Origin of the sequence: Colwellia sp. Bg11-12 (assembly GCF_014076955.1) — a bacterium.
In the GTDB taxonomy this organism is placed as follows: domain Bacteria; phylum Pseudomonadota; class Gammaproteobacteria; order Enterobacterales; family Alteromonadaceae; genus Colwellia_A.
This window is the reverse complement of record NZ_JACGUZ010000056.1, coordinates 23,967-50,576: the sequence shown is the minus strand read 5'-3', so window position 1 is coordinate 50,576 and position 26,610 is coordinate 23,967. Positions and strand designations below refer to the sequence as shown.

General features: G+C 37.2%; 23 protein-coding genes. 14 read left to right on the top strand and 9 right to left on the bottom strand.

Features of this window, described 5'->3' with window-relative positions; translation table 11 throughout:
* Positions 1-336 precede the first annotated feature (336 nt).
* Positions 337-1,257, top strand: coding sequence for a recombination-associated protein RdgC (rdgC, locus tag H4J39_RS04585; RefSeq protein WP_182226208.1), 921 nt, complete (start codon positions 337-339; stop codon positions 1,255-1,257).
* Between the two features lie 104 nt (positions 1,258-1,361).
* Here rdgC and hldE read toward each other — a convergent pair whose 3' ends face one another.
* Positions 1,362-2,786, bottom strand: a complete 1,425-nt coding sequence (hldE, locus tag H4J39_RS04580; RefSeq protein ID WP_182226207.1) for a bifunctional D-glycero-beta-D-manno-heptose-7-phosphate kinase/D-glycero-beta-D-manno-heptose 1-phosphate adenylyltransferase HldE — start codon at positions 2,784-2,786, stop codon at positions 1,362-1,364.
* Between the two features lie 84 nt (positions 2,787-2,870).
* On the opposite strand from hldE, the gene lpxL reads away from it, so the two are divergent.
* Together lpxL and H4J39_RS04570 are read left to right on the top strand one after the other, a co-directional pair.
* On the top strand, positions 2,871-3,809 hold the full coding sequence (gene lpxL / locus H4J39_RS04575) for an LpxL/LpxP family Kdo(2)-lipid IV(A) lauroyl/palmitoleoyl acyltransferase (protein ID WP_182226206.1): 939 nt from the start codon (positions 2,871-2,873) through the stop codon (positions 3,807-3,809).
* 117 nt (positions 3,810-3,926) lie between these two features.
* Positions 3,927-4,607 (top strand): TcpQ domain-containing protein, encoded by a 681-nt coding sequence (locus tag H4J39_RS04570; RefSeq protein ID WP_182226205.1) that lies wholly within the window; start codon positions 3,927-3,929, stop codon positions 4,605-4,607.
* 34 nt (positions 4,608-4,641) lie between these two features.
* Here the strand turns inward: H4J39_RS04570 and glnE are convergent, their stop codons facing one another.
* The gene (gene glnE / locus H4J39_RS04565) at positions 4,642-7,515 is read right to left on the bottom strand and encodes a bifunctional [glutamate--ammonia ligase]-adenylyl-L-tyrosine phosphorylase/[glutamate--ammonia-ligase] adenylyltransferase (RefSeq protein ID WP_182226204.1); all 2,874 of its coding nucleotides are present in this window, start codon (positions 7,513-7,515) and stop codon (positions 4,642-4,644) included.
* A 229-nt stretch (positions 7,516-7,744) separates the two neighbouring features.
* Between glnE and H4J39_RS04560 the strand changes: the two genes are divergently transcribed.
* Both H4J39_RS04560 and H4J39_RS04555 read left to right on the top strand, forming a co-directional pair.
* Entirely contained in the window at positions 7,745-8,722 is a 978-nt protein-coding gene (locus H4J39_RS04560; protein WP_182226203.1) for a hypothetical protein, read from the top strand.
* Between the two features lie 22 nt (positions 8,723-8,744).
* Positions 8,745-9,647, top strand: coding sequence for a DUF350 domain-containing protein (locus H4J39_RS04555; protein ID WP_182226202.1), 903 nt, complete (start codon positions 8,745-8,747; stop codon positions 9,645-9,647).
* 18 nt (positions 9,648-9,665) lie between these two features.
* On the opposite strand, the gene H4J39_RS19095 is transcribed toward H4J39_RS04555, so the two are convergent.
* Positions 9,666-9,794 (bottom strand): hypothetical protein, encoded by a 129-nt coding sequence (locus H4J39_RS19095; protein ID WP_259368757.1) that lies wholly within the window; start codon positions 9,792-9,794, stop codon positions 9,666-9,668.
* Positions 9,795-9,870: 76 nt separating this feature from the next.
* Between H4J39_RS19095 and H4J39_RS04550 the strand changes: the two genes are divergently transcribed.
* The 7 genes from H4J39_RS04550 to H4J39_RS04520 all read left to right on the top strand — a co-directional run bounded on the left by H4J39_RS04550 (position 9,871) and on the right by H4J39_RS04520 (position 14,789).
* Complete coding sequence (locus H4J39_RS04550) at positions 9,871-11,577, top strand: polyamine aminopropyltransferase (RefSeq protein ID WP_182226201.1); 1,707 nt, start codon at positions 9,871-9,873, stop codon at positions 11,575-11,577.
* Between the two features lie 136 nt (positions 11,578-11,713).
* A complete protein-coding gene (locus H4J39_RS04545) occupies positions 11,714-12,127 on the top strand; it encodes a YjfI family protein (RefSeq protein WP_182181802.1) in 414 nt (137 codons plus the stop codon).
* A gap of 23 nt (positions 12,128-12,150) precedes the next feature.
* Positions 12,151-12,840 (top strand): PspA/IM30 family protein, encoded by a 690-nt coding sequence (locus H4J39_RS04540; protein WP_146796233.1) that lies wholly within the window; start codon positions 12,151-12,153, stop codon positions 12,838-12,840.
* Positions 12,841-12,938: 98 nt separating this feature from the next.
* Complete coding sequence (locus H4J39_RS04535) at positions 12,939-13,577, top strand: hypothetical protein (protein WP_182226200.1); 639 nt, start codon at positions 12,939-12,941, stop codon at positions 13,575-13,577.
* The gene (locus tag H4J39_RS04530) at positions 13,578-13,907 is read left to right on the top strand and encodes a hypothetical protein (protein WP_404842680.1); all 330 of its coding nucleotides are present in this window, start codon (positions 13,578-13,580) and stop codon (positions 13,905-13,907) included.
* A 36-nt stretch (positions 13,908-13,943) separates the two neighbouring features.
* Positions 13,944-14,420, top strand: coding sequence for a potassium channel family protein (locus H4J39_RS04525; protein ID WP_182226198.1), 477 nt, complete (start codon positions 13,944-13,946; stop codon positions 14,418-14,420).
* 108 nt (positions 14,421-14,528) lie between these two features.
* Positions 14,529-14,789 (top strand): Lpp/OprI family alanine-zipper lipoprotein, encoded by a 261-nt coding sequence (locus H4J39_RS04520; protein WP_182226197.1) that lies wholly within the window; start codon positions 14,529-14,531, stop codon positions 14,787-14,789.
* Positions 14,790-15,135: 346 nt separating this feature from the next.
* Here H4J39_RS04520 and H4J39_RS04515 read toward each other — a convergent pair whose 3' ends face one another.
* The gene (locus H4J39_RS04515; protein ID WP_182226196.1) at positions 15,136-16,404 is read right to left on the bottom strand and encodes a hypothetical protein; all 1,269 of its coding nucleotides are present in this window, start codon (positions 16,402-16,404) and stop codon (positions 15,136-15,138) included.
* Positions 16,405-16,828: 424 nt separating this feature from the next.
* Here H4J39_RS04515 and H4J39_RS04510 point away from each other — a divergent pair, with 424 nt between their 5' ends.
* Positions 16,829-18,016: a lipopolysaccharide assembly protein LapB gene (locus H4J39_RS04510; RefSeq protein ID WP_182226195.1), complete on the top strand. Its 1,188-nt coding sequence runs from the start codon at positions 16,829-16,831 to the stop codon at positions 18,014-18,016.
* A 45-nt stretch (positions 18,017-18,061) separates the two neighbouring features.
* On the opposite strand, the gene H4J39_RS04505 is transcribed toward H4J39_RS04510, so the two are convergent.
* From H4J39_RS04505 to H4J39_RS04485, 5 genes are all read right to left on the bottom strand, one after another.
* Complete coding sequence (locus tag H4J39_RS04505) at positions 18,062-19,405, bottom strand: PAS domain-containing sensor histidine kinase (protein WP_182226194.1); 1,344 nt, start codon at positions 19,403-19,405, stop codon at positions 18,062-18,064.
* On the bottom strand, positions 19,392-20,792 hold the full coding sequence (locus tag H4J39_RS04500) for a sigma-54 dependent transcriptional regulator (protein WP_182226193.1): 1,401 nt from the start codon (positions 20,790-20,792) through the stop codon (positions 19,392-19,394). The genes H4J39_RS04505 and H4J39_RS04500 overlap by 14 nt, the downstream gene beginning before the upstream one ends.
* A gap of 76 nt (positions 20,793-20,868) precedes the next feature.
* Positions 20,869-23,292 carry an FtsX-like permease family protein gene (locus H4J39_RS04495; RefSeq protein ID WP_182226192.1) on the bottom strand — a complete coding sequence of 808 codons (2,424 nt, stop codon included), beginning with the start codon at positions 23,290-23,292 and terminating at the stop codon, positions 20,869-20,871.
* Between the two features lie 8 nt (positions 23,293-23,300).
* On the bottom strand, positions 23,301-24,035 hold the full coding sequence (locus H4J39_RS04490) for an ABC transporter ATP-binding protein (protein ID WP_182226191.1): 735 nt from the start codon (positions 24,033-24,035) through the stop codon (positions 23,301-23,303).
* Positions 24,036-24,086: 51 nt separating this feature from the next.
* On the bottom strand, positions 24,087-25,343 hold the full coding sequence (locus H4J39_RS04485; RefSeq protein WP_182226190.1) for an efflux RND transporter periplasmic adaptor subunit: 1,257 nt from the start codon (positions 25,341-25,343) through the stop codon (positions 24,087-24,089).
* 329 nt (positions 25,344-25,672) lie between these two features.
* On the opposite strand from H4J39_RS04485, the gene H4J39_RS04480 reads away from it, so the two are divergent.
* Positions 25,673-26,347, top strand: coding sequence for an alpha/beta hydrolase (locus H4J39_RS04480; protein WP_182226189.1), 675 nt, complete (start codon positions 25,673-25,675; stop codon positions 26,345-26,347).
* The last annotated feature ends 263 nt before the right edge of the window (positions 26,348-26,610 follow it).

Sequence of the window (26,610 nt, the reverse complement as noted above, 5' to 3'; positions counted from 1 at the left end):
ATGTTACCTATTAATAATATTTTTTGAACAACTGAAAGTTTTCTGGCGAACTCAGAGCACGTAAAATTATTTAACCTAGTCATTGATTTTATCATGTGATCAGTTTGCAAATACGTTCATCAATGAGGTAATTAAAAGGGCCTATATAAAAGTTGTGTATGTAGGTAACTCAGCAGAAATCACCTTACATAACACCCTATTCAATCAATGCCTTACCTATAAGCATTTTAATTCCCAAGAGTATGAGTGCTTATAACTTATATTTAAGTTACTATATTGCTCTTTTAAAATTTATCAGCCGGCACACTTCGTGTTCCAACGGCGCAGGAAGCTTCTATGTGGTTCAAAAATCTATACTTTTTCACATTTACCCGCCCTTTTGAATTATCAGAAGATCAATTAGAAAAACACTTAGCTGAACATTTATTCACGCCTTGTGGGTCAACAGAGCAGTCACACTTTGGTTGGGTAAACGCTTTAGGTAAACATGGACATTCAACGGTTCATGCAGCTAATGGCAACCTTTTAGTTTGCGCAAGAAAAGAAGAAAAAATACTTCCAGCACCTGTTGTTAAAGATATGATTGAGGCAAAAGTTGCTCAACTTGAGGTTGAACAAGCGCGTAGTGCAACCAAAAAAGAAAGAGAACAGTTTAAAGAAGATATCATTTTTGAATTACTACCACGTGCATTTTCTCGTGTCACCGACACGCATGCTTATATTAATGCTGAGCATAACCTGATTGTGGTAAATTCAGGGAGTCGTGGTAAAGCTGAAGATCTATTAGCACTTTTACGTAAAGTTATTGGCACGTTACCGGTTACCAGTGTTTCACCAGAAAAAGCGCCTGATGAATTAATGACAGACTGGCTAAACGAGAAAAGTATTGGTGACAACTTTACTTTAGGCATGGAAGCAGAGTTTCATGCATTAGGTGATGATGGCGCAGTGGTTCGTGTTAAAAATCAAGACCTTGATAGTGATGAAATTAAAACCCACTTAGACGCTGATAAATATGTTGTAAAATTAGCACTTGAATGGGATGAAGCCATGTCGTTTATTCTTTGTGACGATTTAGCCATTAAACGTTTAAAATTCTTTGATGTCCTTCAAGAACAAAATGACGATATTGATAGTGATGACGTTATAGCAAAACTTGATGCTGACTTTGCCTTAATGGCTGGAGAAATTAATCGTTTGATTAACGACTTACTTGCCGAATTCAATGTTAAAGCGACGGATTATTTAGAAAGTTAATCCCTTTAAAATTCATTGTTCATCCGAAAAAAAAGCAGCTATATTTAGCTGCTTTTTTATATCTGGGATTAAGACAATTTAAAAATACCGCTAAAATAAATGAGCTACTTCAAACGAATAGAGTTAATAATATCAGTCGTTGAAATACCTTCTTCGAAGTTAAGTACTTTTACGTCACCTCCATTGGCAATCACTTCTTTACCACCGGCAATGTCTTCAACTTTATAATCACCACCTTTAACCAAAATGTCAGGCAGAATATTACTGATAATTCGCTGTGGAGTGTCTTCAGAAAAACTCACTACCCAGTCAACAGCGCCTAATCCCGCTAACACCGCCATACGTCTATCAGTAGGGTTCACCGGTCGGCCACTCCCTTTGAGCCTTTTTACTGAAGCATCATCGTTAACCGCAACAATTAAACGTGTACCTAAGGTACCCGCATGGGTTAAATATGATACATGACCCGCATGTAAAATATCAAAACAACCGTTAGTCATAACAATGTTTTCACCACGAGCTTTTGCTAATTTAACCGCAATTTTTAATTGCTCTTCGGTAACAACACCAAAGCCACTTTCTTGCCCTGCTGATATTTCAGCGAGTAATTCTGCTTCACTTACCGTTGACGTACCCAGTTTACCCACAACAATACCGGCGGCAATATTGGCTAAAGCACTGGCTTGGGTATATTCAGCCTTTGCTGCAATAGCTAAAGCAAGTGTTGCAATAACGGTATCGCCAGCGCCAGTTACATCATAAACTTCACGTGCTCGGGTCGGTAAATGGAATTCGTCATGGTCACGGCGAAGTAAGGTCATTCCCTGTTCACTGCGCGTCACTAACATTGCCTCTAAATCAAGTTTTACTAATAATGCCTGACCTTTACTGACAATATCATTTTCTGTTTTACACTCACCCACTACCGCTTCAAACTCTGATAAATTTGGCGTTAATAGTGTAGCACCACGGTAACGTTCAAAATCAGTTCCTTTAGGATCGACTAAAACCGCTTTCCCTTGTTTTTTTGCGATAGCAATTAAATTCTGTACTTCAGATAGTGTACCCTTACTGTAATCTGACAACAAAAGTAGATCATGACTCACCAGCTGGGTTGCCACTTTTTCTTCAAGCAATGTTTTATCAACATCACTAAGTGATTCTTCAAAATCTAAACGAATTAATTGCTGATTACGACTCATTACACGTAACTTGGTAATGGTAGGAATATTAGCTTGTTGATCAAATTCACAGTGAATATTTAATGCCGATAATTTTTTTTGTAAGTGCTGCGCGGCTTCATCTTTGCCCGTTATCCCAATTAGAGTCACGCGTCCACCGATAGAAGCGATATTTAATGCAACATTTGCAGCCCCACCAGGACGATGTTCATCTTGGTTGATTTTAACGACAGGAACAGGGGCTTCTGGCGAAATACGCTGCGTGGGCCCATACCAATATCGATCTAACATGATATCACCAACAACCAATACACTTGCCTGCTCAAAAGCGGGAATCTCTACTTTCATCCTATGCCTCTTAACTCTTTACGGATATACAGATATAATGGTTAATAGTGTATCACATGAATTTCAATGAGTTGACATCATCCCGTGAGTAAAAATAAAGTTTTACAACCTGATTTTAAAATATCCTTTCTCTTACCTAAGTATTGGCTAACTTGGTTTGGTGTAATCATTCTCTATACCATTTCATGGTTACCCTATAAATTACAATTGATGCTAGGAAGGATCCTAGGGCGTTTGCTGTATAAAATAGGATCAAGCCGTAAAAGAGTGGCGATGAAAAATTTAGAACTCTGCTTTCCTGAAATGTCGGAGCAAGAACGTACGCGCATTTTAAAGAAAAACTTTGAAAACACCGGTATCGCCTTGTTTGAAACAGGGATGGGCTGGTGGTGGCCAGATTGGCGAGTTAAAAGAAAAACAAAAGTAGTTGGCCTTGAGCATTTAGAAAAAGCGCACCAACAAGGCAAAGGTGTTTTATTATTAACAATGCATTATTTAAGTGTAGAAATTAATTGCCGTGGGATTGGCACTGGCCACCCTATGGTTGTTTTTTACCGACCTCACAACAATCAACTGATGGAGTTTTTTCAGTTTAGAGGACGAGGTCGTTCTAATAAGTACATGTTAGGTAAACGTGACGTTAAAGGATTAATGAAAGCATTACGTGATAAGGAAGTCTGTGTTTATTTACCCGATCAAGATTACGGACGAAGCCGGAGTTTATTTGTGCCATTTTTTGCCGTGCCTGATGCTGCCACTACCACTGGCACACTCATTTTTGCTCGCCAAAAAAACGTTCAAAATCATATGCTCATTCCAACGAGAAATGATGATGGCAGCGGTTACACTCTCGAAATTAAGCCGATGATGGAAAATTTCCCTACTGGCGATGATGAAGCTGACGTTATTCGTATCAATCAAGAGCTAGAAAAAGCTATATTGTACAAACCTGAGCAGTATATGTGGTTACACCGACGCTTTAAAACCAGACCTAATGAAGATGATCCCTCACTGTATAAATAATATCAGGCTAAAAATCATCAACATTGTATAAATAATAACTTTTCAGTATGGTATATACTTATTGTAGTTACATCATACTGGAATTTTCCAGTGGCCTAATAAGAAAGAAAGCACTCTATGAATTTTTGGTTACGTAACATTATTTTTGGCTCGATTTTAATTGTTTTAGCTTTTCTATTATTTGATAACCAAGAAGAGCTTTTCTCTGCTTTAAATGAAGAAAGTACAGTAACAGAACAAGTCACTGTCATTGACCCTTCAGATAAAGCGACAATAACAAAAGATATTCCTCGTCCAATAAAAAAAAGTAACAATGCAGCTGCTGATGGCTTATCTCGTTTTTACGCTAATTTACATGGCAATGATGACAGTTCTGGTCCGAAGATCCGTAATAACATCGTTTACTTACAAGATCCAAAAGGCGATATTGTTAAACTACTGGAAGCGCGTCGCATGGTCACACGCCCATTACGAAAGAACTGGCGTGGTACCAATGAAAACCACCCTTTTCGTTTAGGTGAAACGCTGTTTCAAAAACTATCAGAATACGCAAACGATGAAGGCTTAGAAGTGATTTGGTGGCTAAATAGAGATTTTTTAGTTAAAGACCCTTTTCGCATCAATGAAGAAATAGTTCAAACAGCTTATCAAGTGGGTAAAGCTGTTGAAGGACACTTTCCAGAAGGCATTAACGTTTATTTTTGTCATCAACAGCGCGCACTCGTACTGATTGATTTGAATATACCTTACCTTGATGAAGAGTGCATTTTACTCCCCGTAAAAGCTCAAAGACGATAAGCACCTCTTTGATCTATGATTACCCTGTCATTATTTAGCAAGGTTTTTCATATAAGGATTGGCAAATAGCGTTGACATTTTCAGCGATATCCTGGAAATCCACCTTGGTTAATAATTGTTGCTCATTTTTCAATGTGGCGTGATGGCCATAATCACGTAAAGTGCAATAACTGATCGTTAACTGCTTTTGCTGCTCGATACTTATAACACCGAAGTGCTGAAGTGCTTTAAGCAAATGAAAATTATCAGAATACTTACATAAATCAGGGTATTTCGAGCTTTCACTAAGTACCAGAAACTGCACTAAAAACTCAATATCAACTAATCCACCTTGTCCTTGTTTAATATCAGTGTTATCAGATGTTGACTTGTCTAAATGGGTACGCATTTTTTTTCGCATTTTTAACACGTCAGTACTGACACTTGCCCGTTCACGTACACGAGTCAGGATCTCTTTCCTTATCGTTGTAAACTTGTTTGCTAACTCAGGATAGCCAAAAACAGTTCGAGCCCTTACTAAAGCTTGGTGCTCCCATGTCCATGCATCATCTCGTTGGTATTGTGCAAAGGTATCAATATGTATAACCAGTAAACCAGAGTTTCCTGATGGGCGGAGTCGCATGTCTAACTCATATAAAATACCACTCGCCATACGCGTGTTAAAAATATGCATGATCCGTTGTGCGAGTTTCATATAAAATTGCGAAGCGGGTATTTGCTTTAAACCATTAGTCACTTCATCACTTTGGCTATTATGAAGAAAAACCAAATCTAAATCGGAACTATAACCTAATTCTATTCCCCCCATTTTGCCATAACCAATCGCAGAAAACCCCCTATGGTCCTGGCCAACCGTTGATGATGGCACACCAAAACGTTGTGCTATTTGTTGCCAAGCCAAATGTATAACTTCTTCAATAATAGCTTCGGCAAGTGCCGTTAAATGATCGCTAACCTTAGTTACAGGTAGTATTCCACAAATATCTCCGGTAGCAATACGTAAGTGTTGTGCTTGTTTAAATTGGCGTAATCTGTCCATTTGCGCTTCTTGATCATCTTCAGGTATGCGCAACATGGCTTGTCGTAAATCAGCTGAGTAACTGCTGAGTTCAGGAGGATTATTTAATAATTTAGGATCAATTAATTCATCTAATAATATCGGATATTTAGCAATATGCTCTGCTATCCAGCTACTTTGATGGCACAACTTAATCAGGTGTTTTAACGCTCCTTCATTTTCAAACAATAATTCAATATAAGCGGTACGCGTTGAAATTTTATTAAAGATGATGAGCACACGTTCTAGTGTGAAATGCCCGCTATGTTCTTGTTGTATGTGCCACATTAAAACAGGTACTAGTTTGTCGAGTACAGCACGCCCTCGATGTCCAATACTGCGTTTTTCCATGTCTGCTCTAAATTCACTGAGCAGCGCCCATATTTTTTTAGCATCAACAAAAACACTGACTTGTTCTATCCAAGCAATACTTTCTTCATCTGACCATTGACTGTCCCACAAGGCAGTCCAATGTTGATCTTTCGCTTGATGATTAGGGCTTTCTTCACCAATGAGTGCGCAAAATTCAAGGTGAACGCCATTCATTTGCAGTGTTAAATATTCAAGAAAATCTGACCACGTTTCACATTTATCATGATGAAGTGCCCATATTAACCGCGCTTGGTCGAGATCGTTATCGGGTAATGTCTGTGTTTGTTGGTCATTTAGCGCTTGAATAATATTCTCTACTCGCCGTAAAAAACAATAGGCATTGGTGAGTACCGCTTCATTCTCTGCGGTAATTTCTTCTTTCTCAACTAAAATAGGCAGCACAGTTAGTAAACGTCGGTGTTGTAATTCTTTTATACGTCCACCACGGATCAGTTGAAAAACTTGTACTATAAATTCAACTTCTCGGATACCACCAGCACCTAGCTTTATATTGTTCTTTAACTGCTTACGACGTACTTCTTGGGCAATCATCATTTTCATACGTCGTAAGCTATCTATTACGCTAAAATCAATATATCGACGATAGACAAAAGGACGCAGTAAGGTTGAAAGTTGATCATGATATATTCCTTGCCCAATGAGGCGCGCCTTTAGCATGGCATAACGCTCCCAATCACGCCCTTGCTCTTGATAATAAGATTCCATCGCATTAAAAGTTAAAACGAGTGGACCACTTTCACCAAATGGACGTAATCGCATATCAACCCGATAAACAAAACCATCAGCTGTTTTTTGATGCAAAGACGTAATTAATTTCTGGCCTAAACGGATAAAAAATTGTTGATTATCAAGACTTCGCCTAGCACCTTGCGTTTCACCCATTTCAGGGTAAGTAAAAATAAGGTCGATATCAGATGAAAAATTTAACTCGCGCCCGCCAAGTTTTCCCATGCCGTATACAAGTAGTTGTTGAACCTCTCCACTTTGACTTGTCGGTATTCCCCACTTTTCTTGGCAAAATAACGTTAACCAATTTAACGACGCTAAAATAAGCTGGTCAGCAAGTTCAGATAAACGCTCTAACGACAAGGTTAATTCAAGTTCAAAGAGCAAATCAGCAACCGCGATATTCACCATTTCTTGTAGACGAAACTGTCGTAAAACCTTATGTAACTGGTCTTCACTTTCACAAGGCGTTATCAGCTTAGCAAGCATTTGTTGATAATTTGGACAATCAGTTTGGTAAACCCGCTCACTTGAAAATAATGACACCACAATTTCAGGACACTGCAATGCACTGTTTAAGATAAAATCGCTAGCCATTAAAGCGTGTTGAAAATCTGCTAATTGCTGTTCAGACAAATGTGCGGTTGCACCGGGGTATTGCTGATTAAATAATTGAGTACTTTTTTGCTTTTGAAGAGAAAGAAGCGCTGACAAGTTAGTTGATTTATTCATTTAATAGCCACTTTATTGACGATGCAAAGGATAAGGAAAAATAATACCGAATGAAATCACGAATCAATAGACATATTATGTCTTTAATGCTATTAATATCGGGTTATTATATACTCTTACCAATTCAAGGTGCAGGTTTTAGCAAATTGAAAAAGGGAACAGATATACATAACAAATTCGTACTCAAACCACCTGAGTATATATTTACCATAGCATTTTTGAGGACACTATGGCAGGAATGCAGCACATCAAATACGCTTTTTTAAGCTTGGTTATTTTCTTAGTCGGTTGCTCTGATCCCTTTGAAGAAAAAATTAACCAACAAACGCCGATCACTGAACTTCGCATTCAACAATTAGCCGACGCTTTAACCAGTGGTCAGGTACGTAATGCCAGTTTAATCCATCAATACGCTGAAAAACTAAAACAGCAAAAACCTCATCTTACACAATTAATTGATCAATTTGACAAAGATGCAACAACAAAAGGTCCAATGTATTTGTCGTTGCTCGACCGACTAGCAACCGTTAAAAATCAACCAAATATGTTTGCCAGTAAAGAAGATATGTTCAATGAGCTGGTTAATATCTATCTTGCCGCCGATCCGATACTTTATTCAGATGCTTTAAGCGATCCACTGAATGTACTTGCTGATATGTCTGATGGTGTCTTACCACGAGTCAATTCATTATCTAAAGCCCAAAGCAAACAAGCCAATAACGCTCAAGATTTTGGTACAGGTGAACAACTAATTGGTAACCCAAGTTACGGTAGTTGGACGCAAGGCAGTAATGGTATGTCTTTTTGGGCATGGTATGGCATGTATTCCATGATGGGCGATGTATTTGGCTCTCGTCGTACTTCATATAACGATTGGGGACGGTCAAGGAATTACAGCTATTATAATGATTATGGTCGCACTCGGTATAGTTCGCCAAGCCAGTTGAAAAAACAGAATGATTTAGATACGCGTACGAAGAAGTCATTCCAAAGTCGCGGACAAAAATACAATAGCACTTACAGTAAAAGTAGAACGGGTTCATCTAGTCTTTCCAGACAAAGTAGCACTGCACAAACAAGTGCCAAGCGTTTTAGCACAAACAGTATCAACAAAAGTTCATATGCAAAAAAATCTAGCTACTCAAAAAACTCAAGCTTTAGAAACAGCAAAAGCACGACATCTCGCAGTTTTAGACGCGGCAAATAACGGGTAGGATATAGGAATTAACATGAATAAATTTTTTGAAATTACAGCCTTAAATCAAGATCTATTAATTTACTTAGTTATTGATATTTCCATCGCGATTGTTTTACTAGGCGCCATGCGCTTTATTTCAGGCTTATCCGCTAAAGTTAACTCAACGCAAGAGCTCGCACAAAAAGACAATTTTGCTTTTGGCATAAGTGTCGCGGGTAGTGTTGCCGCTTTAGGTATTGTACTTACGGGCGCAATCAGTGGTGAAAATGCGCCAAGCTACTGGATGGAATTTGTTGGCATGTTGGCTTATGGCACGTTAGGCTTAATATTGATAAAAATTGGACGTGTTATACATGACAAGTTATCGCTACAACATATCAATAAAACTGAAGAAATTTTAAAGCAAAACTTAACTATTGGTATAGTTGATGCCGCAGGCGCAATTGCGACCGCGATTATTATCCGCGCCGTTTTATTGTGGGTACATGGTTTAGATGTAGATACATTTATTGCCATTATTGCCGGTTTTATTATTTCTCAAGCTATCTTGTTATTGGTTACTCGTTTAAAAGAACGCCAGTATGCAAAAAATAATCAAGGTGATTGCCTACAAGAAGCTTTTTCACAAGGACAAACCGCCATTGCTATCCGCTATGCGGGTCAGCTAATAAGTACCGCCTTAGCCGTTACTGCAGCGAGTCACTTTCTCACGTACTCACCTGATACCTTATTTACGAATTTAGTCTCTTGGTTTGTATTTGCAATTGTAATGACGTTGCTCGTAGCTGCTTTAACTGCTATTGCCAAACGTATCGTGCTTTGGGGTATCAACTTAGTTGAAGAAGTTGATCAACAGCAAAACATTGGTGTTGCTTGTGTTGAAATGGCAACCAGTATTTCAATTGCACTTATTCTTACGGCCTTAATGGCTTAATCTTTATTTATTCAATAACTAAAAAGCTTTAAGAGCATAAGCTCTTAAAGCTTTTTTATGTTCAGGATGAACGGTATGTCGTAATGCCATGGATGGCAAAGAACGACGATGTTCAGGATGGCCTTTCTCATACATCCTGTTTTTCAAGTCATTAGTGCCCCCCCAGCACGTAAACGTTAAGCCGCGATCACAAAAAAGTGAAAGAGCGAGAAATTATATTAATATGAATAAAAAACAATTATTTTGGAACGACACACTGCTTATTCTAACCATGGCTGTTTTAGCTGGTTGTGGCTTAATTTATGAATACCTTTTATCTCATTATGCTGGACGTGTTCTAGGCACTATGGAGAGCACAATTTATGCGATGATTGGTTTGATGATCGTAGCCATGGGGATCGGTGCTTTTGCCGCACGAGGCATTAATTGTGCATTCAAAGGTTTTGTCTGGCTAGAACTGATTATTGCTTTTTTAGGTTGCAGTTCAATTTTGATTATTGGTGGGTTAATAGCGTTAACTCAAACATTCCCACAAGTATTAGCAGACACCTTTAATTTACCCCCCGACTCGCTTCCCCAAGGTGGTTTTTTTAAACAACTTTCGCAGATCGCTTTTAATAGCCCCTATTTTTTTGGCTTTATATTAGGATTTTTCATTGGTATGGAAATCCCATTAATTGCACGCATTAGAGAGTCAATCCACCAAAAACATTTAAAAAATAATTTAGGGACTATTTATGGTGCTGACTATGTGGGGGCTGGAATCGGCGCTGCAGTATGGGTTATTTTTCTTTTATCTATTGATATCAGCAAAGCCAGTGCGTTAACTGCCGCGTTAAATCTTATTGTGGGTGGCGTTTTCATCTTTCATTTTTGGGAAAAACTGACCTGGCGAAAAACCTTAGTAACACTCCATATTATTTTACTCCTTGCAATTGGTATTATTTATCACTCGGGTAATAGCTGGCTAAACCAAATGAGCAACCTACTCTATTTAGATAACGTTGTTTACACAGATAAAACTCGCTATCAGCAACTTACCTTTACTCAACGCCATATGGGCACTGAACAGCCGAGTGTGATAAATTTTTATCTTAATGGCCGTTTACAGTTTTCATCTTCCGATGAATATATTTATCACAGTTATTTAGTTAATCCGGTTATGGCCGGTTCAGCAAGACACGATAATATATTAATTATTGGTGGTGGCGACGGATTAGCATTACGTGATGTCCTGAAATGGTCACCCAAAAAAGTGACATTAATTGATTTAGATGCCGAATTAATGCAGATATTTATAAACCCTGCTGAAAAATTAAAACCAGCGTTAGCCGCTCAACTTAACCTATTAACACAAAAAAGCTTACAAGATCCCCGTGTAACTATTCTCAATGAAGATGCTTTTTTAGCGATTGATCAGTTATTAAAACAACAGAAAACCTTCGATAGCATCATTGTTGACTTGCCTGATCCTAGCCACCCAGATTTAAATAAACTTTACTCGGTGAATTTTTATGCACGTTTACAACAGTTACTCGCGGGTGACGGCTTGATCGGCATACAATCAGCGAGCCCTTATCACGCCAAAGACGCTTTTATTGCTATTGGAAAAACCGTACGCGCTGCAAAATTCGCTCATGTTGAGCAATATCACGATAACGTGCCAAGCTTTGGTGAATGGGGCTGGACAATAGCCTCAAAACGCGGAGCTAGTCCTCTTAATCGTTTAAAGTCTCTAGAAAGTCTTCCTATTGAACATCACTGGTTAAGCCTACCGATGATTATTAATTCTTTTGAGTTTTCAAAAAGCTTTTATAAAAACCAAGCTGATGTGCCTATTAACTATTTAGGTAGCCATAGTATTTATCAATTACACCAAAAGGCATGGCGAGATCAACAAGGTTTAAACAACGCATATTTACAAGAATGATAAAGAAATAGAAAATAATGCAAATTGACGCTTGACATATTATGTCAAACTGCTAAATTTACCTCAACGACATAATATGTCTGAGAGATATTAACTTTTAGATTTATTAACGAAGAAAAACAGACTAAGGAATCACATGAACATTCATAAAATTGCTGATCACTTAAATAGCTTAGCAGACAACTCTGAAACCGGGATGGTTTTCGATTGCCAGCCTATTTCAGGCGAAGTTGACGTTTTACAGATCACTGTTATCGACCGTGAAGAATTACCTATTTTTGTTTCTGTAACCGATGACCAAATACTGTGTATTACCTACTTATGGGGCGAAGAAGAAGTTAAACCCGATTGCCTCCAAGATATGCACGTTAGCATGTTAGAAATGAATATACCGATGCCATTATCATCATTTTCAAAAATTGGTGAGAAATACGTCATCTTTGGTGCCCTTTCTATTAATTCATCATTTCATGACATCGAGCATGAGTTAGGCGTTTTAAATAATAACGCAATGGAAATTATAGATGACATGGGCGAGTACCTAATTTAATTAACCACCCTAAGGAAAAAACTATGAGTATTTTTAAAAAGATAATGACCGCAATTCGAGGTGGCGCTTCAGAAGTTGGAGAATCAATTGTTGATTCAAATGCTACCCGTATTTTTGAACAAGAAATTCGTGATTCAGAGAATCACTTAACAAAAGCTAAACGCGACCTTACAGGTGTCATGGCTCAACAAATGTCATCAAGCCGTGAAGTTGACCGCTTAAAACGTGAAGTGGTTGAACATGAAGGTTATGCGGTTCAAGCCTTAGAAAAAGGTGATGAAACATTAGCGTTGGCTGTAGCTGAAAAAATTTCTACCTTAGAAAATGATCTCGCATCACAGCAGCAAGCGCTTGATAGCTTTTCAGGTAGTGCCAATCGCTTAAAAGAATTAGTGAAAAAGAGTGAACGTCAGGTTGGTGAATATAAACGTCAACTTTCGATGGTTAAAACCACTGAGAGTGTACAAAAAGCAACGTCAGCAATCACTGATAATTTTTCATCAAGCAACTCTAAGTTATTAAATGCTAAAGATTCTTTAGAGCGCATTAAAGCAAAGCAACAAAAATTTGATGATCAAATGAAGGCTGCAGAAGTCCTTGAGTCTGAAAATTCAGATAATTCATTAGCCGCACAACTTAAGCAAGCTGGTATTGGTGGTACGGATAATAGTGCAAACTCAGTATTAGACCGTTTAAAAGCGAAACAAAAGTAATATGTGCCCGCTAGTGAGCCATTATTGGCTTACTAGCACCGTTTTAACCGCCTAGATGTTATCCTCCCAACAACTAGGCGGATTTTTGGGATCTGAATATGAGCTTTCTAAAACGACTATTTAATAAGAAAGAAGACGAACGCCAAGTTAACTCAGCTGAAGAGTTAAAGATTAAAGATATTATCGTACTTACCGATAGTTTCGCGTTACCTGAATCGTTACGAACACAACAGTTTCAAGTTTCAGCTATCAACTGTTACGAGTTTGAGAATAAGACAGAGACTGAATGGGTATTGCAGGGTGAAAACAACCTTGAACTTTACTTAACCATCGAAAATGACGATCAAACTTACCTTAAATTTGCCCTTAAAATTCAGCATGAAGATATCGAGTCTCTCTTTGATCTAGATGAATTTGCAACAATATTTGATGAGCCAGGACAAGCATTTCTTGAGAGAAAGTCTGATTCGTCATTAACTTCAGGCTGGAGTAGTTCACAATACCAGCAACGCGTTTTTGCAAAAGTAGGTTACTTTCATCGTAAAGATAATCGCACTGAAAGCTTAAGCGCATATGAAGGTAATGAAGCCGGTGAGCAATTTGAACTTTATAGTTTACTTGATGAAGAACAATCACGCGGTATTGACATTGAAGTATGGCAAGATGGTGAAACCGATCTATTTATCACATTATATCGTCCAACTTCTGATATTATTGATATTTTTCCAGGGAGCTAAATTGTGAGCAGAATATTACCTGAAAAATGGCAATCTTCAATACAAGCAGTCAAAGCTGTGCAAGTGGCTTTTGACATGGATGAAAAAATTCAATTAGCGATCCGTACTCAAGCACTACATGCTGGCTTGAGTCCATCTGATCAAATTCGTGATATTTTAGGTCTGCCAACAAATAAAAGACCTAAGCGACCTCGTTTAACGGTAAGCTTAGGACACGATGATTACAAAATATTAGCGTTAAAATATAATCTATCTCCAGAACAACAACTTGAAATAAAGCGTAAATTAATGGATGATTTAATTTTACACGTTACACAATGCAGTGAATAGTAAGCGCTATTGCACAACAGCGAATTTATAAAAATTATGATGATTACCCATAGACTTAAACATTACACTATCGATGAATTTGGTATTAAGAATTACAAGTCTCGATATATTTTGATCTTAACAATTTTTACCTTGTATTTGATCATGGCAGGGGCTGCACAGCTTTTACTGCATTTTGAATTGCCCGCTCCAACAGCAAATATTAAAACCTATAACGATGCCTTTTGGGCGCTTCAAATGAGCTCTAGCACTATAGGTTTTGGTGATTATTACCCTGTAACAACCTCGGGTAGAGTCGTTGTTATGTGCATGTTTTATATTGGGGTAGGATTAATGAGTTTTATTGGCGCACAATTTATTAATCGTTTTTTTGGTTTTTCTAACACTAACGTTAAAAATAGAGAATTACGCAGACAAAATAAAGAAATATTAGATCATAATAAACAACTCGAAATAAAAATTGATTTATTAGTCAGTAAGATTGAAGAAGTTATTGACAAATCAGCTAAGTAAATCATAGAAAAATGTTCTATAAATAGAGATAAGTTACAATTTTAAATTTTTGTACCATAATTTTTGTGCCATACTGTCCTACAAACATGATAATAAAGGGAGAACACTATGTTAATCAGAAATATTGCTCTAGCAGCACTCGTAATGACAGTAACAGGTTGTGCTAACACCGACGCTTTAGAAGCAAGTGTAAGTAGCCTAAACCAAAAGGTTGATACACTAACAAATAAAGTTAATGCATTGACTGATGAAGTTGCCGACGTAAAAAGCCAACAAAAAATGACTAAAGCAACAATAGAAGATGTTAAATCATCTGTTGATAATGCTAATGAACGCATGGATAACATTGCTTCTAGTTATAAAAAATAATAGATAGACGGTTTACTTACTTAATAAACACGAGTTTGATTATGTCATCCTCGTGTTTTTTATGCCTGAAGGAATGTAGGTATTTATGTTTTTCTGAAAAAAACCATCTTGAACATCGTCGTTCCTTGCCATCTCGGTAACTGCTCCTGCGTTACTCTACTTCCTTCATCCTTGAAGTCACAGCATCACGACATACCGTTGACGTGCAAGGATGCACTAATGCCTTGAAAGACAGGATGTCTGAGAAAGGCCATCCTGAACATAAAAAAACCAGTGCTTTGCAGTCACTGGTTTTTATATTTAATAATTAACACCGGTCAATAACAAGTGTTGACCCACATTAACTTTAGCCAAAAATGGCGCGCATTAAACCTATAGCTTGTTCAACACTTTTACCATTCTTTACCTGAATAATAATTGAGTCACGTTTACCTAATAGGTAGGTTGGCAGGTCTTCTGAAGTAAGCGCTTTATCTACCAAAATTTCAGCTGACTCTTTGCTACGTTTTTTAGGTGCAGCTTTTGACTTAGTTTTCGCTTTATTAAGCATTTTATCACGCAAACGAATATAGTTTGAGTTTGGCGCTAAGTCAGCATCAGCAAATAAAAATAAATCGATGAGTACAGCACGATTTTTCCATAACGTCTGCTCACGTTTACTTTTACTCTCTGGCGTTTCGCTTTCGTTATTTTCTGATTCACTTGCTTCGCTATCACTTGCAACACGAGTTTCTTCAACAATTTCTGGTTGTGCTTGATGCCACCATGCAAAAGTACGCATAGTGCCAATCATGTCATGCCAGTATGAAGAAAAATCAGTGTTTTTTAGTTTAGCAATTGATAATCCTTGGCAAAGAATATCAATTTTATTATTATTTAATGCAATAAATTGATCCGGTCGGCGCATTGCTAACAAGCGTGTTGCTACCGCTAACGGTGCTTTTTCACCCTGAGATTTAACCTGTGTATATTCTTTAAAGATTTGTTGGAAGTCATTAACAAAACTTTGATAATCAGCATGATTTACATCTCCTGTTAAAGGGATATGCGCTAATGCAGCATCAAATTTCTCTGGTGATTGCTCAAGTAAGGTATGAAAAACCTTGGCGCCTTTAGTACCAGCAAACCATTCAACATCAAAATTATAAATACTGTAGTCGTGCTGAGTAGTGTGCTTACCAGAAAAAGCGAGTCGGTCTTCAACAATTAAGTCTGCTAAAGGTTGTTGGCGAATTTCATCAAGATAGTTAAGCAAACGTAATCGTTCGTCTAGAGCATGTATGCTACTTTGCTGTTCAATAAAGTCAGCAAATATTGTCCAAGGAGCAATTCTAGCCATTTTAAACTGGCTAAGCGTTATCCCGGCTTCAAGAATATCTTGTAGTTTTTTAAGCGGTAAAAGTTGCTCATCTTCTAAAAGATCCTTATTAAGTTCTTCACGACAAAGACGGTTTAACTCGCCACACCAACCTAGAAAATCTTCTGGACGATGTGTCACTTTAACCGCCATTAAATTTAAGCTCAGCGGCGTGATATATTTAAGGGCATTTTGATAAACCTGATTTTCAGCATCAGACAAGGGCATTTTAACAGGTGAAGATAACAACTTTCTCATGAAACTATATAAACTCCAGTATAAGGAATTATGACTAGTCATACAGTTAAGTATCGACTAGAAATAATATAAAAAAAATCGCGAAATTTACGCGGTTTAATTAAGGCATTGCAATTGATAATACCGATTATAGCAAATGGGGAGTGTTTTGTTGATTTAATCTGCGAAAAAAAACGCTAGCTAACTTTAATCTTTATGCAGAGAGGTAAATTCTTATGTATCGACTACACCCAACTTATAATTAGCATCGATTAAGCATAGCGTGTAGTTAAGCGGAGCGGTTAAAAGTCACGTGTAATTATTAATTTCAACGACACTTTATTATAAGTTATTATTCTGTTAACTTAAGTACGGAGTTATTCGTAGTTAAGTTATCCCGTGGCATGACGAGATAAAAAATATACCCGAATGTTAAGGATGACAAATGCATCGCATAAAAATAATTTTACTTTTGATATTATCTTTTGTTTTTTCAGCCTGTTCAACTACATCTATAGATGGCTCAAAATCTGCTCTTAAACAACACATCAATATCCCTATTAATTACAATTTATTTGAACAAAAAAAAATAGCACCATTAAATGAGCAAGAACTGTTTTACCTAACGCAAGACCAACAAAAAAAGGTAAAAATAGATTTTGAGAAAAAAGTAGCTATGGGCTATGAACCTCACCAAGCACTCTATCAGATACTTACCGAGAATATGGCCAATTTCACCTATTATGGTGAAACATATAATGCCACTACCGCAATGCGTCTTAATAAAGGGAATTGTATGAGTTTGGCTATTTTAACGACTGCTTATGCTAAGCTGTTGGGGTTGGATTTCTCATATCGTAACGTTTATACCTTACCTATTTATTCTAAAAAAGAAGATGTTATTTTATCCTCTTCGCATGTACAAACAGTAATTTATGATCCCTCTTTTGTTGCTGATGATAACTTTTTCTATTTTTCTCCCCCCGGTATAGCCATTGATTACTTCCCAAGTAAAAATAATCGCAGAAAAGGAACGTTTTCTTATAATACCTTTGTAGCGATGTATTATAAGAATATTGCTGCTGACGCTTTAGCTGATAAAGATTTAGCGAAATCCTTTATGTATGCTAATACCGCCTATAAATATGATACTAAAAATATCGAAACAATTAATTTATTAGCCGTTATTCACCGTAGGGCTGGTGATGTGAAAACGGCAGAAGCAATCTACAAAATAGGTCTAGATCGAGGAAAACCAAACATAGCACTATTAAGTAATTATATTATGCTACTTAAGTCTCAACAGCGAATGGAAGAAGTGAGTTTTCTGCAAAGTAAGATGGAAGAATTAGACGATCCTAACCCCTATAAATCGTTAACTCAGGCTTATATCGCAACAAAAAATAATGATATTGAACAAGCAGAAAGACACTTTAAAAAAGCATTGAAGAAAGCGCCCTATTTAAACCAAGCCTATATGGGGCTATACCGTATTTATATAAAGCAACAAAAAATGGAGATGGCCCAAACTATGTTAGTTAAAGCACTAGAGTGGACCTATGAGCTTGATGAAAAAAAGCTCTATAAGCAGAAGCTCTATAATATTAACCAAAGTATTGCTGGAAATATCTAAACGGTAATATTGGTATATATCGAGTGTAGTTGATAATTTATCGTATCAACCTTTAGGAAGCGATATGACAGCTTCAACCCCGGCGACATTCTCTCTGTTTTTTAACGATAAAAGTCCATCATGGTTAAATAATATTTGTTTGCATAACGTTAAGCCAATACCACTGCCTTGTGGTTTTGTCGTATAAAAAGGAACAAATAAGTTATTTTTGTTAGCTATCCCGCTACCTGAATCACAGACGTGAATGTGAAAATATTTATCATCCATGTGACAAAACACTTCAATAATTTTGTCTGTGCTACGAATTCTCTGCATGGCTTCTTTGGCGTTTTTAAAGACATTGATAAAGACTTGCTCAAGCTGAGCTTTATCTGCGTAAATATTTACCTGTTCTAAATCAATAGAATTATCTGGAAATAGAATACGACAATCACTAAAGAGCGCAATACAATGGCTAATAAAGCCTTGCAGGGCAAATCTACTTTTATTGGGTTCAGGCAAGTGAGAAAGCTGACTATAGCTGGCAATAAAGGAACTAAGCGAACTTGCTCGTTCGTTAATAATATCAACCCCCGTTAATAAAGACTCTCGATTTAAGGCTTTCTGCCCGTCTTGTAAATTAGAACTTATCGATTGGCTAATACTAGAGATAGGTGTTAAAGAATTGTTCATTTCATGACTTAAAACACGCAATAAACTTTGCCAAGATTTTCGTTCTTTTTCTAATAATAATCGTTGTGCTGAGGTGATTAAAAAGAGTTGATGTTGCTTGCCTTCACTTAAAAAGTATTCTTTAAAAAGGAAGTGTTCACCACTAAGCTGAGGTTGTTCAAAATCAATAATACCGCTTTTTGCTTCACTAATAACTTTCCCTATCACTAGGCTTGTCAGCAATAAATGAGCGTGTTGAGACATATCTATTTGTAATAATTTTTGGGCCGAATCATTTGCCAATACAATCCGACCTTGTTCATCAACCGCTAAAACCATTGCATCCATTTGTTGCATTATTCGCTCAAGCAACTGTCGGCTCTCTTTCGCTTCAATTTTACTTAATGCCAGTGTGTCTGCGAGGTTATTAACGAGAGTGAGTAGCTCTTGAAAAGCCTTATTTTCTTGCTCTCGGCCACGTAAACTATAATCGCCATCAATCATTGATTCCAGAATATTAGCCAAAGTTCTTATTTGTTGCTGAGAACGTTGCTCAGAAATGACAACAATAAAAACAGCAATTAACGCCAAAACAATAAGTATAAAAGCAATTAAATAAGCAGACACATTGGCTATATAAAGTGCTACGGTGGTTATAAGCAAACAAGGCAAGCACAAAAACAGAGCTAACAAGCTATGATCATTTTTTTGTTTTCGTTGTCGATTAGTCAAGGCCATGTTTACTCATGCGACGATAAAAGCCACTGCGGCTTAATCCTAAAGATTTGGCCGTTTCTGTGGCGTTACCTCTATGGTGTTTCAAACGGCTGATCAGCGATATCTTTTCTATTTCATCTAAAGATAATAACGAATGATTAGCGAGTTTATCACCTCTATTCTCATCAAGTTCGCTTGCTGAATGATGAATATTCTCAAGTAATAAATCTCGTCCACCTATCACCGTTTTTTTACAGGTAAAAAGCAGTTTTTCCATAAGATGGCTTAGCTCACGAATATTACCCGGCCAAGTATACTGTTGTAACTTATTAACAGCATCCGATGATAACTCAGGGGCGACAATATTATATTTAGCACTAAAGCGTTGTAAAAAATAATGGGCTAAAGGCTCAATATCTTCAATACGCTCGTGCAATGAAGGTATACGTAATTGAATGGTATTTAAACGGTAAAATAAATCTTGTCTAAATTGCTGTTCACTAATAGCTTTTGCCAAATCACAGTTGGTGGCTGAAATAATACGTACATCCGCGCTCAGTGATTTACTACTTCCGACCACTTCAAATTTTTTCTCCTCTAATACTCTTAACAACTTAGCTTGTTGAGCCATTGGGATATTGGCAAGTTCATCCAGAAATAACGTGCCTTGCTCTGCCATTTCAAAACGGCCAACCCTATTTTCTTTAGCGTCTGTAAATGCCCCTTTTAAGTGACCAAACATTTCGCTTTCAAATAAGCTTTCTGGAATAGCGCCCATATTTACCGGAACGAAAGAATTTTCAGCTCGCGATGACTGTTGATGCACATAAGAAGCAAGCATACTTTTACCCGTGCCATTGTCACCGGTAAGTAAAATGCTCATATCACTTTTAGCGAGTTCTTCTAATGACGATAAGAGTGTTTTCATTACGGGTGATTGCGCAATAATGCCATTATTTTTAGGAAACGATTGTGAGCGGAGTAACTTGTTTTCTTGATTGAGTCGGTTGAGCTTTTTATCGATACTGGCTAATTTCAATTGCGTATTAATCGCGCTGAGCATGCGTTCATTATTCCATGGTTTCTGGATAAAATCTTTTGCGCCAGCCCGCATAGCATCAACCGCGATATCAATAGTTGCCCAGCCGGTCATAACAATAATAGGCAGAGTTTCGTCAAACTGTTGAATAGCCTCAACTAACTGTAACCCTTCACTACCAGAGGTTGTATCTTGCTGAAAATTCATGTCAATTAAAACGAGATCTACATTTTCACGCTTTAAATTTTCCAAAACAGCTTCAGGCGTGGTCATCGCTAAAATATCAAAATTCTCTTCTGACAACATATATTTTAAGCTGGCAATAATATTGAGGTCATCATCAGCAATTAAGATTTTATTATTTTTCACAGTATTATAGTTACACCATTGATTAATATTACTCTATCGCCCTAACATTAAGGGCGATAGCTTTTCTTCCTTCGTCTTATTCGTATCGAAGAGCTGAGCTTGGTTCCATTTTAACGGCTCTGCGCGTTGGTGCATATATCGCTAACATTACAATAGCAGACAATCCGATAACTACCGTTACTGCAAGAACCACATATAAATACGTTGGGAATATACCTTCCGACATTTTATTAAAACCAAAGGCAATTAATACAAAAATGATTAAGGCTAAACCTAATCCTTTAATTAATTGTTTCGCACCTTGTTTCATAAACATATTCACAATACTTTTATCGGTAGCACCCACTGCGCGTCTAATACCAACTTCATGAGTACGTTGTGCCACCGAATTAGCGGTTAAACCATAAATGCCAACCAGTGCTAACATTAGAGCAAAGAAGCCTGTACCAAAAGTGATATTAGACGTTAATTGCATTACATCACGCATCATACCTCTATTTTTCTCTGCCGGTTCAACCGCATAAAAGAGATCAATATTTCGATCTATTTTATACAAGGCTTGATAAAATATTTCTTCACTATTAATTAATTCGCCTTCTATTAGATAAAAAAAGTTTTGAAAAGCCGTCATAAATTGTAAACCTGAAGTATAAACTTCATCGGCGCTATCAAGCTTACCGAGCATGGTTTTAGGATTCATGCGATTTGTTACAACGCCCACTATAAATAGTTTTTCGTTTTTTTCATCTATCTTAAGTTGAAAGCTTTTACCAATGACAGATTCCCCAGGCCAGTATCGACTCGCCATTGACTGACTAATCAAAGCGACTTTACGATTACCTTTTTTGTCTTGATGGTTTAAGAAACGCCCATCAACCAGGTTAACACCAATGGTATCTGTTTTCCCTATCACACTTAGCGTATCAACAGATGGCTTACTTTTTTCATCGGTGTAATCAACGCCTTCAAGTGTTAGGGGAAAGTTTCCAAGCCAATTGTTCATAACGACACCCGCAACGCGAGGGTGACTTTTGATGTCTGTCATTAAGTTTTGATAAAAAGCAATTTGCTGCTGTGGTTCTGCATACTTATTTTCAGGTAGGCTGAGCCTAGCTCTCATCACATTAGTGTAATCATCTCCCGTTTCTAAATTAACCAGTTTATTGGATATATACCCTGACATTGAACCAATAAGCATTAATATCGCGACAAGAAATACTTGAGTCGTCACTAAGAATCTTGATAAACGCCCTGCTTTTTTACCTTGTGCGCCACGAGTTCCATCACGTAATGTTGTATTAATGTCTTGATTGGCAGAGCGCCAAGCGGGTAAAAATGAGGATAAAAAAATTGTCACTATAGTAAAGGCGGCCGCCATTAATAGTGTTTCTTTGTCCATACCCCAACGCCACCAAAATACTAGCGTTTTGGAGTTCCATGAATGCAATATAATATCGGTGTAATGTAAAGCTGCACCTACAAGTAAAACCGATAAAACGCCACCTAATAAGGTAATAATAACGCCTTCCCACATTAACTGACTCACTAAACGAGTGTTTGATGCGCCTAATGCTGCTCGTATCGCGGTTTCTTTTTGACGTTCTATAGCCCGAGCAAGTAAAAGATTTCCAACATTAATACACGCAAGTAATAGGATCATTCCAGCGATCACATTTAAAAAGGTAAAAATCAACGTACCTTCACCTCCCATTTGCGCAAAAGGAAATGACCACAAACGTACTGACTTATCACCTTTTTCTAAATCGTATTGCGTAGCATTTTGTTGATAAATCGTATTAATTTGCTGGCTTAAGGCTTGTTCAGCTTTAGCTCTACTGATATCAGCTTTAATACGACCGTAAAGATGAACATGATTAGGATTGTTCGCTGTCTTTTTTATGAGTGATTGTTCTATCGGCAACCAAACATGACTCGAACCAGGAAAAAGATACCCTTGGGGCATAACACCAACAATTTCGGTAACAATATCATTCACAATAATGGTCTTACCAATAATGTCTTTGCTAGATGAATAATCACTCGCCCAAATCTGAGTGCTAATAACTGCAACTGGAGAAGCACCTACTTCTATATCTGCAGCTTGCAGTGTTCGACCTAGCGCCGCTTTTGTACCACTGAAATTAAAAAAGCCTTGGTCAACATAAGTCCCGTAAACATTCTTTCCACTATCTTCGAAAGACAATCTAAAGTCTTGTTTATCATAAATACCAAATTCACTGAGTACTGTTTGTTTTTCCTTTATCATAAAGAATTCATAGGAAGTCCATAACTGAAAATCACCATTAAATTCTGCATTAACCGACAGCATGCTTTCGCCGTTAGGTAAGTCTAAGTCTTTATGCATAGTTGAATACAAAAATGAAAAGGTGAATAAGCTGATGGAAAGCCCCCCAACAAGAACAGCTAAAGTCATCGCAGTGAACTTAGGCGACTTAAAAAGTAATCTAAAGGCATATTTGATATCGATAAATGTAGACATGTATCCTCCTAACCTACAACTAATGCAGGTGCAGGCATTGAATCTGCATTGTTTTTTATGTTGATATTATCGGCAATTAAACGGCCATCAAACATCTCTAAACAGCGGTCGGCTCTTTTTGCAGAAGAAGGATCGTGGGTCACCATACATATTGTCGCTCCTTCTTGATGCAATTTATCAAGTAAACTGAGTACTGCTTCAGCATTTCTTGAATCTAAATTACCGGTCGGTTCATCAGCAAGAATAATTGCGGGGTCGTTAACTAAAGCGCGAGCTACAGCGACTCGCTGTTGTTGACCACCAGAAAGCTGTGATGGGAAATGATCTTTTCGGTGAGACATTTCAACTTTTTCTAATACCTGCTGTACTTTGCCCTCTATTTCACTTTTTGATAAACCTTTTTGATACGTTAACGGTAGCATCACATTTTCAAAAACCGTCAAATCGGAAATTAAGTTAAATGACTGAAAGACAAAACCAATTTGTTCACTGCGAATTTTTGCTCGTTGATCTCTTGATAATGATGAAACATCAACACCATCTAGTTCATAAGTGCCATGGGTTGGAGAATCAAGTAAACCTAAAAGTGATAATAATGTAGATTTACCACACCCAGACTGTCCACTTAATGAAATATACTCACCCTTTTTAATCGTTAAATTAACCGTATCAATAGCGCGTGTTTCGATTTCTTCAGTCAAAAACTTTTTACTGATTTCTTTCAATTCGATTAATGTGCTCATTTTTATTTCCTTTAATTTGTCTGTTACTCTTATCTTCATAAATAATTATTATTAGTTAATCATCACTTCTTGATGCTCTTGCCAACTCGTTGTATCGGAAATAATAATTTCATCTCCGACGGCTAAACCAGAAAGTATTTGAATTTGGTTGACTGAACTCTGCCCTAACTTCACCTTTTGTTTTTGAGCAAATTTTTTATCATTAATCAATTTATATAAACCTGCATCACTATAACGAGGGGCAAATACCGGACGTTGGACATAAAGTGTATCCGCAATATCGCTTACCTCAATTAAGCCATCTACCGTTAAATCAGGTCGGGCATCATTGGGTAATTCACTATTTAGCTGCACATCAATTTGAACCATGCCCTTATTTACTGCCGGGTCAATACGAATAACTTTACCAAAAATTTTATTACTTCTCGTATCAACGACAACGGTTTGACCTAATGCAATATCACTCACTTTATTTTCTTGTACTTGAAGCTCAGCAAATAACGAACGTTGATCCGCAATCAAAGCCACACTACCACCGACTTGAACTTGCTCGCCTAACGCAAGAGAAATCTGTTGAACCACCCCATTGGTTGTCGCTTTTACGGCTAAAGCATCGACTTGATCTTTGATACGCTGATAGTTATTTTCAACTAAGCCCAATCGTGCTTGTTGAGCAGTTTTAGAGGCAAGTAAACTCGCTTTCATTTTTTCAACTTTTTGCTTTTGTGATAGCCAGTATTGATTTTGTTGCTTAACGGCCAATTGGCTATGCTGATAATCAAGCGCTGATACGGTGGCATTTTTTTGCGCGATTAATTGTGTTTCAGCATCAAGTTTTAACTTGCTGATTTGGTAGCTATAGTCAGCTTCAACGACTGAATTTTCTAAATCAAGTAATTGAGATTCAAGCGTAATATAAGCAGCATAATTTTCTGCTTTTTTTGCTTCAAATTCCCAACGGGCTTTTTCTAATTCACGGTGTAATTCAGGGTTAGAAAGTTGCATCAGCATCTGCCCTTTAATGACATGAGCGCCTGCTTTTACAAAGGCTTGTTCAACACGACCAGAAACTTGTGCTGAAACCCAACGAATATAGACAGGTTTTAAAACCCCTGTTGCGCGAACATTCACTTGAAAACGACCTTGTTCAACAACAGCGGTCACTAATTCATTTTGTTTAACAATAAAAGAAGCATCACCCATCACACTTTTTAATTTATACGTTGCAAAAGCTAACATCAGTACAACGGGTACATACCAGTACTTACGCCACAAAGGTATTATTTTTTTTTCTCGTTGGATATCCATACTCTGATGATTTCATTTTAGTAAATAATAATTAAGTAAGGTAGTACAAGGGACATGCCAACTTCAAATTAGATATAAGTAACTGTTATTTAATAACAAAAAAATCAGGCTAATTACTTCAGCATTAAACTGTGTCGAAAACGACACAAAGTAAAAGTTAAGATGTGGCATTTATGGAACAAGCTAAAACGCGATCCCATCAAAAAATAAATCCTACAGTGAATAGGCCTTAAATTTTTGGTATATTTACTCTTTTTATATAGATTTTTAATATTAACTCAAGCTGTTATCATAGAGTAAAGTTCAATTTATTAAGATAAGTAAAGTAGATGTCAATAAAACCCTTAGCGCGCGTTACGGTAGAACCAAAATCAACAGCCACATCATGTGTTATTTGGCTACATGGACTTGGCGATTCAGGCGATGGCTTTGCGCCAATTGTTCCTGTATTAAATTTACCAAAAAATCATGGTATTCGCTTTATTTTTCCACATGCACCAGAGCAGGCCGTAACGATTAACCAAGGCTATGTGATGCGTTCTTGGTACGATATTAAGAGTATGGATTTGCATAATCGTGCAGATATGGAAGGCGTATTAGCATCAGAAAAAGCGATTCATGTGTTGATTCAACAGCAAATTGATTCAGGTATCCCAGCTGATAAAATAGTACTCGCCGGTTTTAGCCAAGGTGGTGTGGTCAGTTTATTTACGGGACTAAGGTTTCCTCAAAAATTAGCCGGTATTTTAGCGCTATCGTGCTATTTACCTACCGCTGATAAATTACCTGATAACTGTCACACTGCTAATAAACAGACACCTATTTTACAAAACCATGGTGAGCAAGATGACGTAGTGCCAATAAGTTCAGGTGTTATGGCCAATAAGTTACTTATTGATGCTGGATATCATGCGACATGGCAAGCGTACCGTATGCCTCATAGTGTATTGCCAGAACAACTGAGCGACATTTCAGCTTGGCTAGTAAACACATTATTAAAATAATACTGTGGCTCATAAAAATAAAATTTGGTTCAACAAAAACATCGCTCATTGCTGTTTTTTTTGTTGAACAGGATTGGTCAACCCTAGCGAGTTATTAACGATTAACTCTATACCACTGGCTTTTTTCATAGAATTTTTAAATACGCCAGTGTCATCAAAAATCACGCTATCTTCATATTGATACTCAATTCAAACCTTCTAAACACATCGATATTTTAAGGTGTTAACTACTACAATAACAATTAAATAAAACAGGATTTTTG

Coding starts and splice junctions, on each gene's coding strand:
- rdgC (WP_182226208.1), top strand. CDS start 337: ATGTGGTTCAAAAATCTATACTTTTTCACATTTACCCGCCCTTTTGAA.
- hldE (WP_182226207.1), bottom strand. CDS start 2,786: ATGAAAGTAGAGATTCCCGCTTTTGAGCAGGCAAGTGTATTGGTTGTT.
- H4J39_RS04570 (WP_182226205.1), top strand. CDS start 3,927: ATGAATTTTTGGTTACGTAACATTATTTTTGGCTCGATTTTAATTGTT.
- glnE (WP_182226204.1), bottom strand. CDS start 7,515: ATGAATAAATCAACTAACTTGTCAGCGCTTCTTTCTCTTCAAAAGCAA.
- H4J39_RS04560 (WP_182226203.1), top strand. CDS start 7,745: ATGGCAGGAATGCAGCACATCAAATACGCTTTTTTAAGCTTGGTTATT.
- H4J39_RS04555 (WP_182226202.1), top strand. CDS start 8,745: ATGAATAAATTTTTTGAAATTACAGCCTTAAATCAAGATCTATTAATT.
- H4J39_RS04550 (WP_182226201.1), top strand. CDS start 9,871: ATGAATAAAAAACAATTATTTTGGAACGACACACTGCTTATTCTAACC.
- H4J39_RS04545 (WP_182181802.1), top strand. CDS start 11,714: ATGAACATTCATAAAATTGCTGATCACTTAAATAGCTTAGCAGACAAC.
- H4J39_RS04540 (WP_146796233.1), top strand. CDS start 12,151: ATGAGTATTTTTAAAAAGATAATGACCGCAATTCGAGGTGGCGCTTCA.
- H4J39_RS04535 (WP_182226200.1), top strand. CDS start 12,939: ATGAGCTTTCTAAAACGACTATTTAATAAGAAAGAAGACGAACGCCAA.
- H4J39_RS04525 (WP_182226198.1), top strand. CDS start 13,944: ATGATGATTACCCATAGACTTAAACATTACACTATCGATGAATTTGGT.
- H4J39_RS04520 (WP_182226197.1), top strand. CDS start 14,529: ATGTTAATCAGAAATATTGCTCTAGCAGCACTCGTAATGACAGTAACA.
- H4J39_RS04515 (WP_182226196.1), bottom strand. CDS start 16,404: ATGAGAAAGTTGTTATCTTCACCTGTTAAAATGCCCTTGTCTGATGCT.
- H4J39_RS04510 (WP_182226195.1), top strand. CDS start 16,829: ATGCATCGCATAAAAATAATTTTACTTTTGATATTATCTTTTGTTTTT.
- H4J39_RS04505 (WP_182226194.1), bottom strand. CDS start 19,405: ATGGCCTTGACTAATCGACAACGAAAACAAAAAAATGATCATAGCTTG.
- H4J39_RS04495 (WP_182226192.1), bottom strand. CDS start 23,292: ATGTCTACATTTATCGATATCAAATATGCCTTTAGATTACTTTTTAAG.
- H4J39_RS04490 (WP_182226191.1), bottom strand. CDS start 24,035: ATGAGCACATTAATCGAATTGAAAGAAATCAGTAAAAAGTTTTTGACT.
- H4J39_RS04485 (WP_182226190.1), bottom strand. CDS start 25,343: ATGGATATCCAACGAGAAAAAAAAATAATACCTTTGTGGCGTAAGTAC.
- H4J39_RS04480 (WP_182226189.1), top strand. CDS start 25,673: ATGTCAATAAAACCCTTAGCGCGCGTTACGGTAGAACCAAAATCAACA.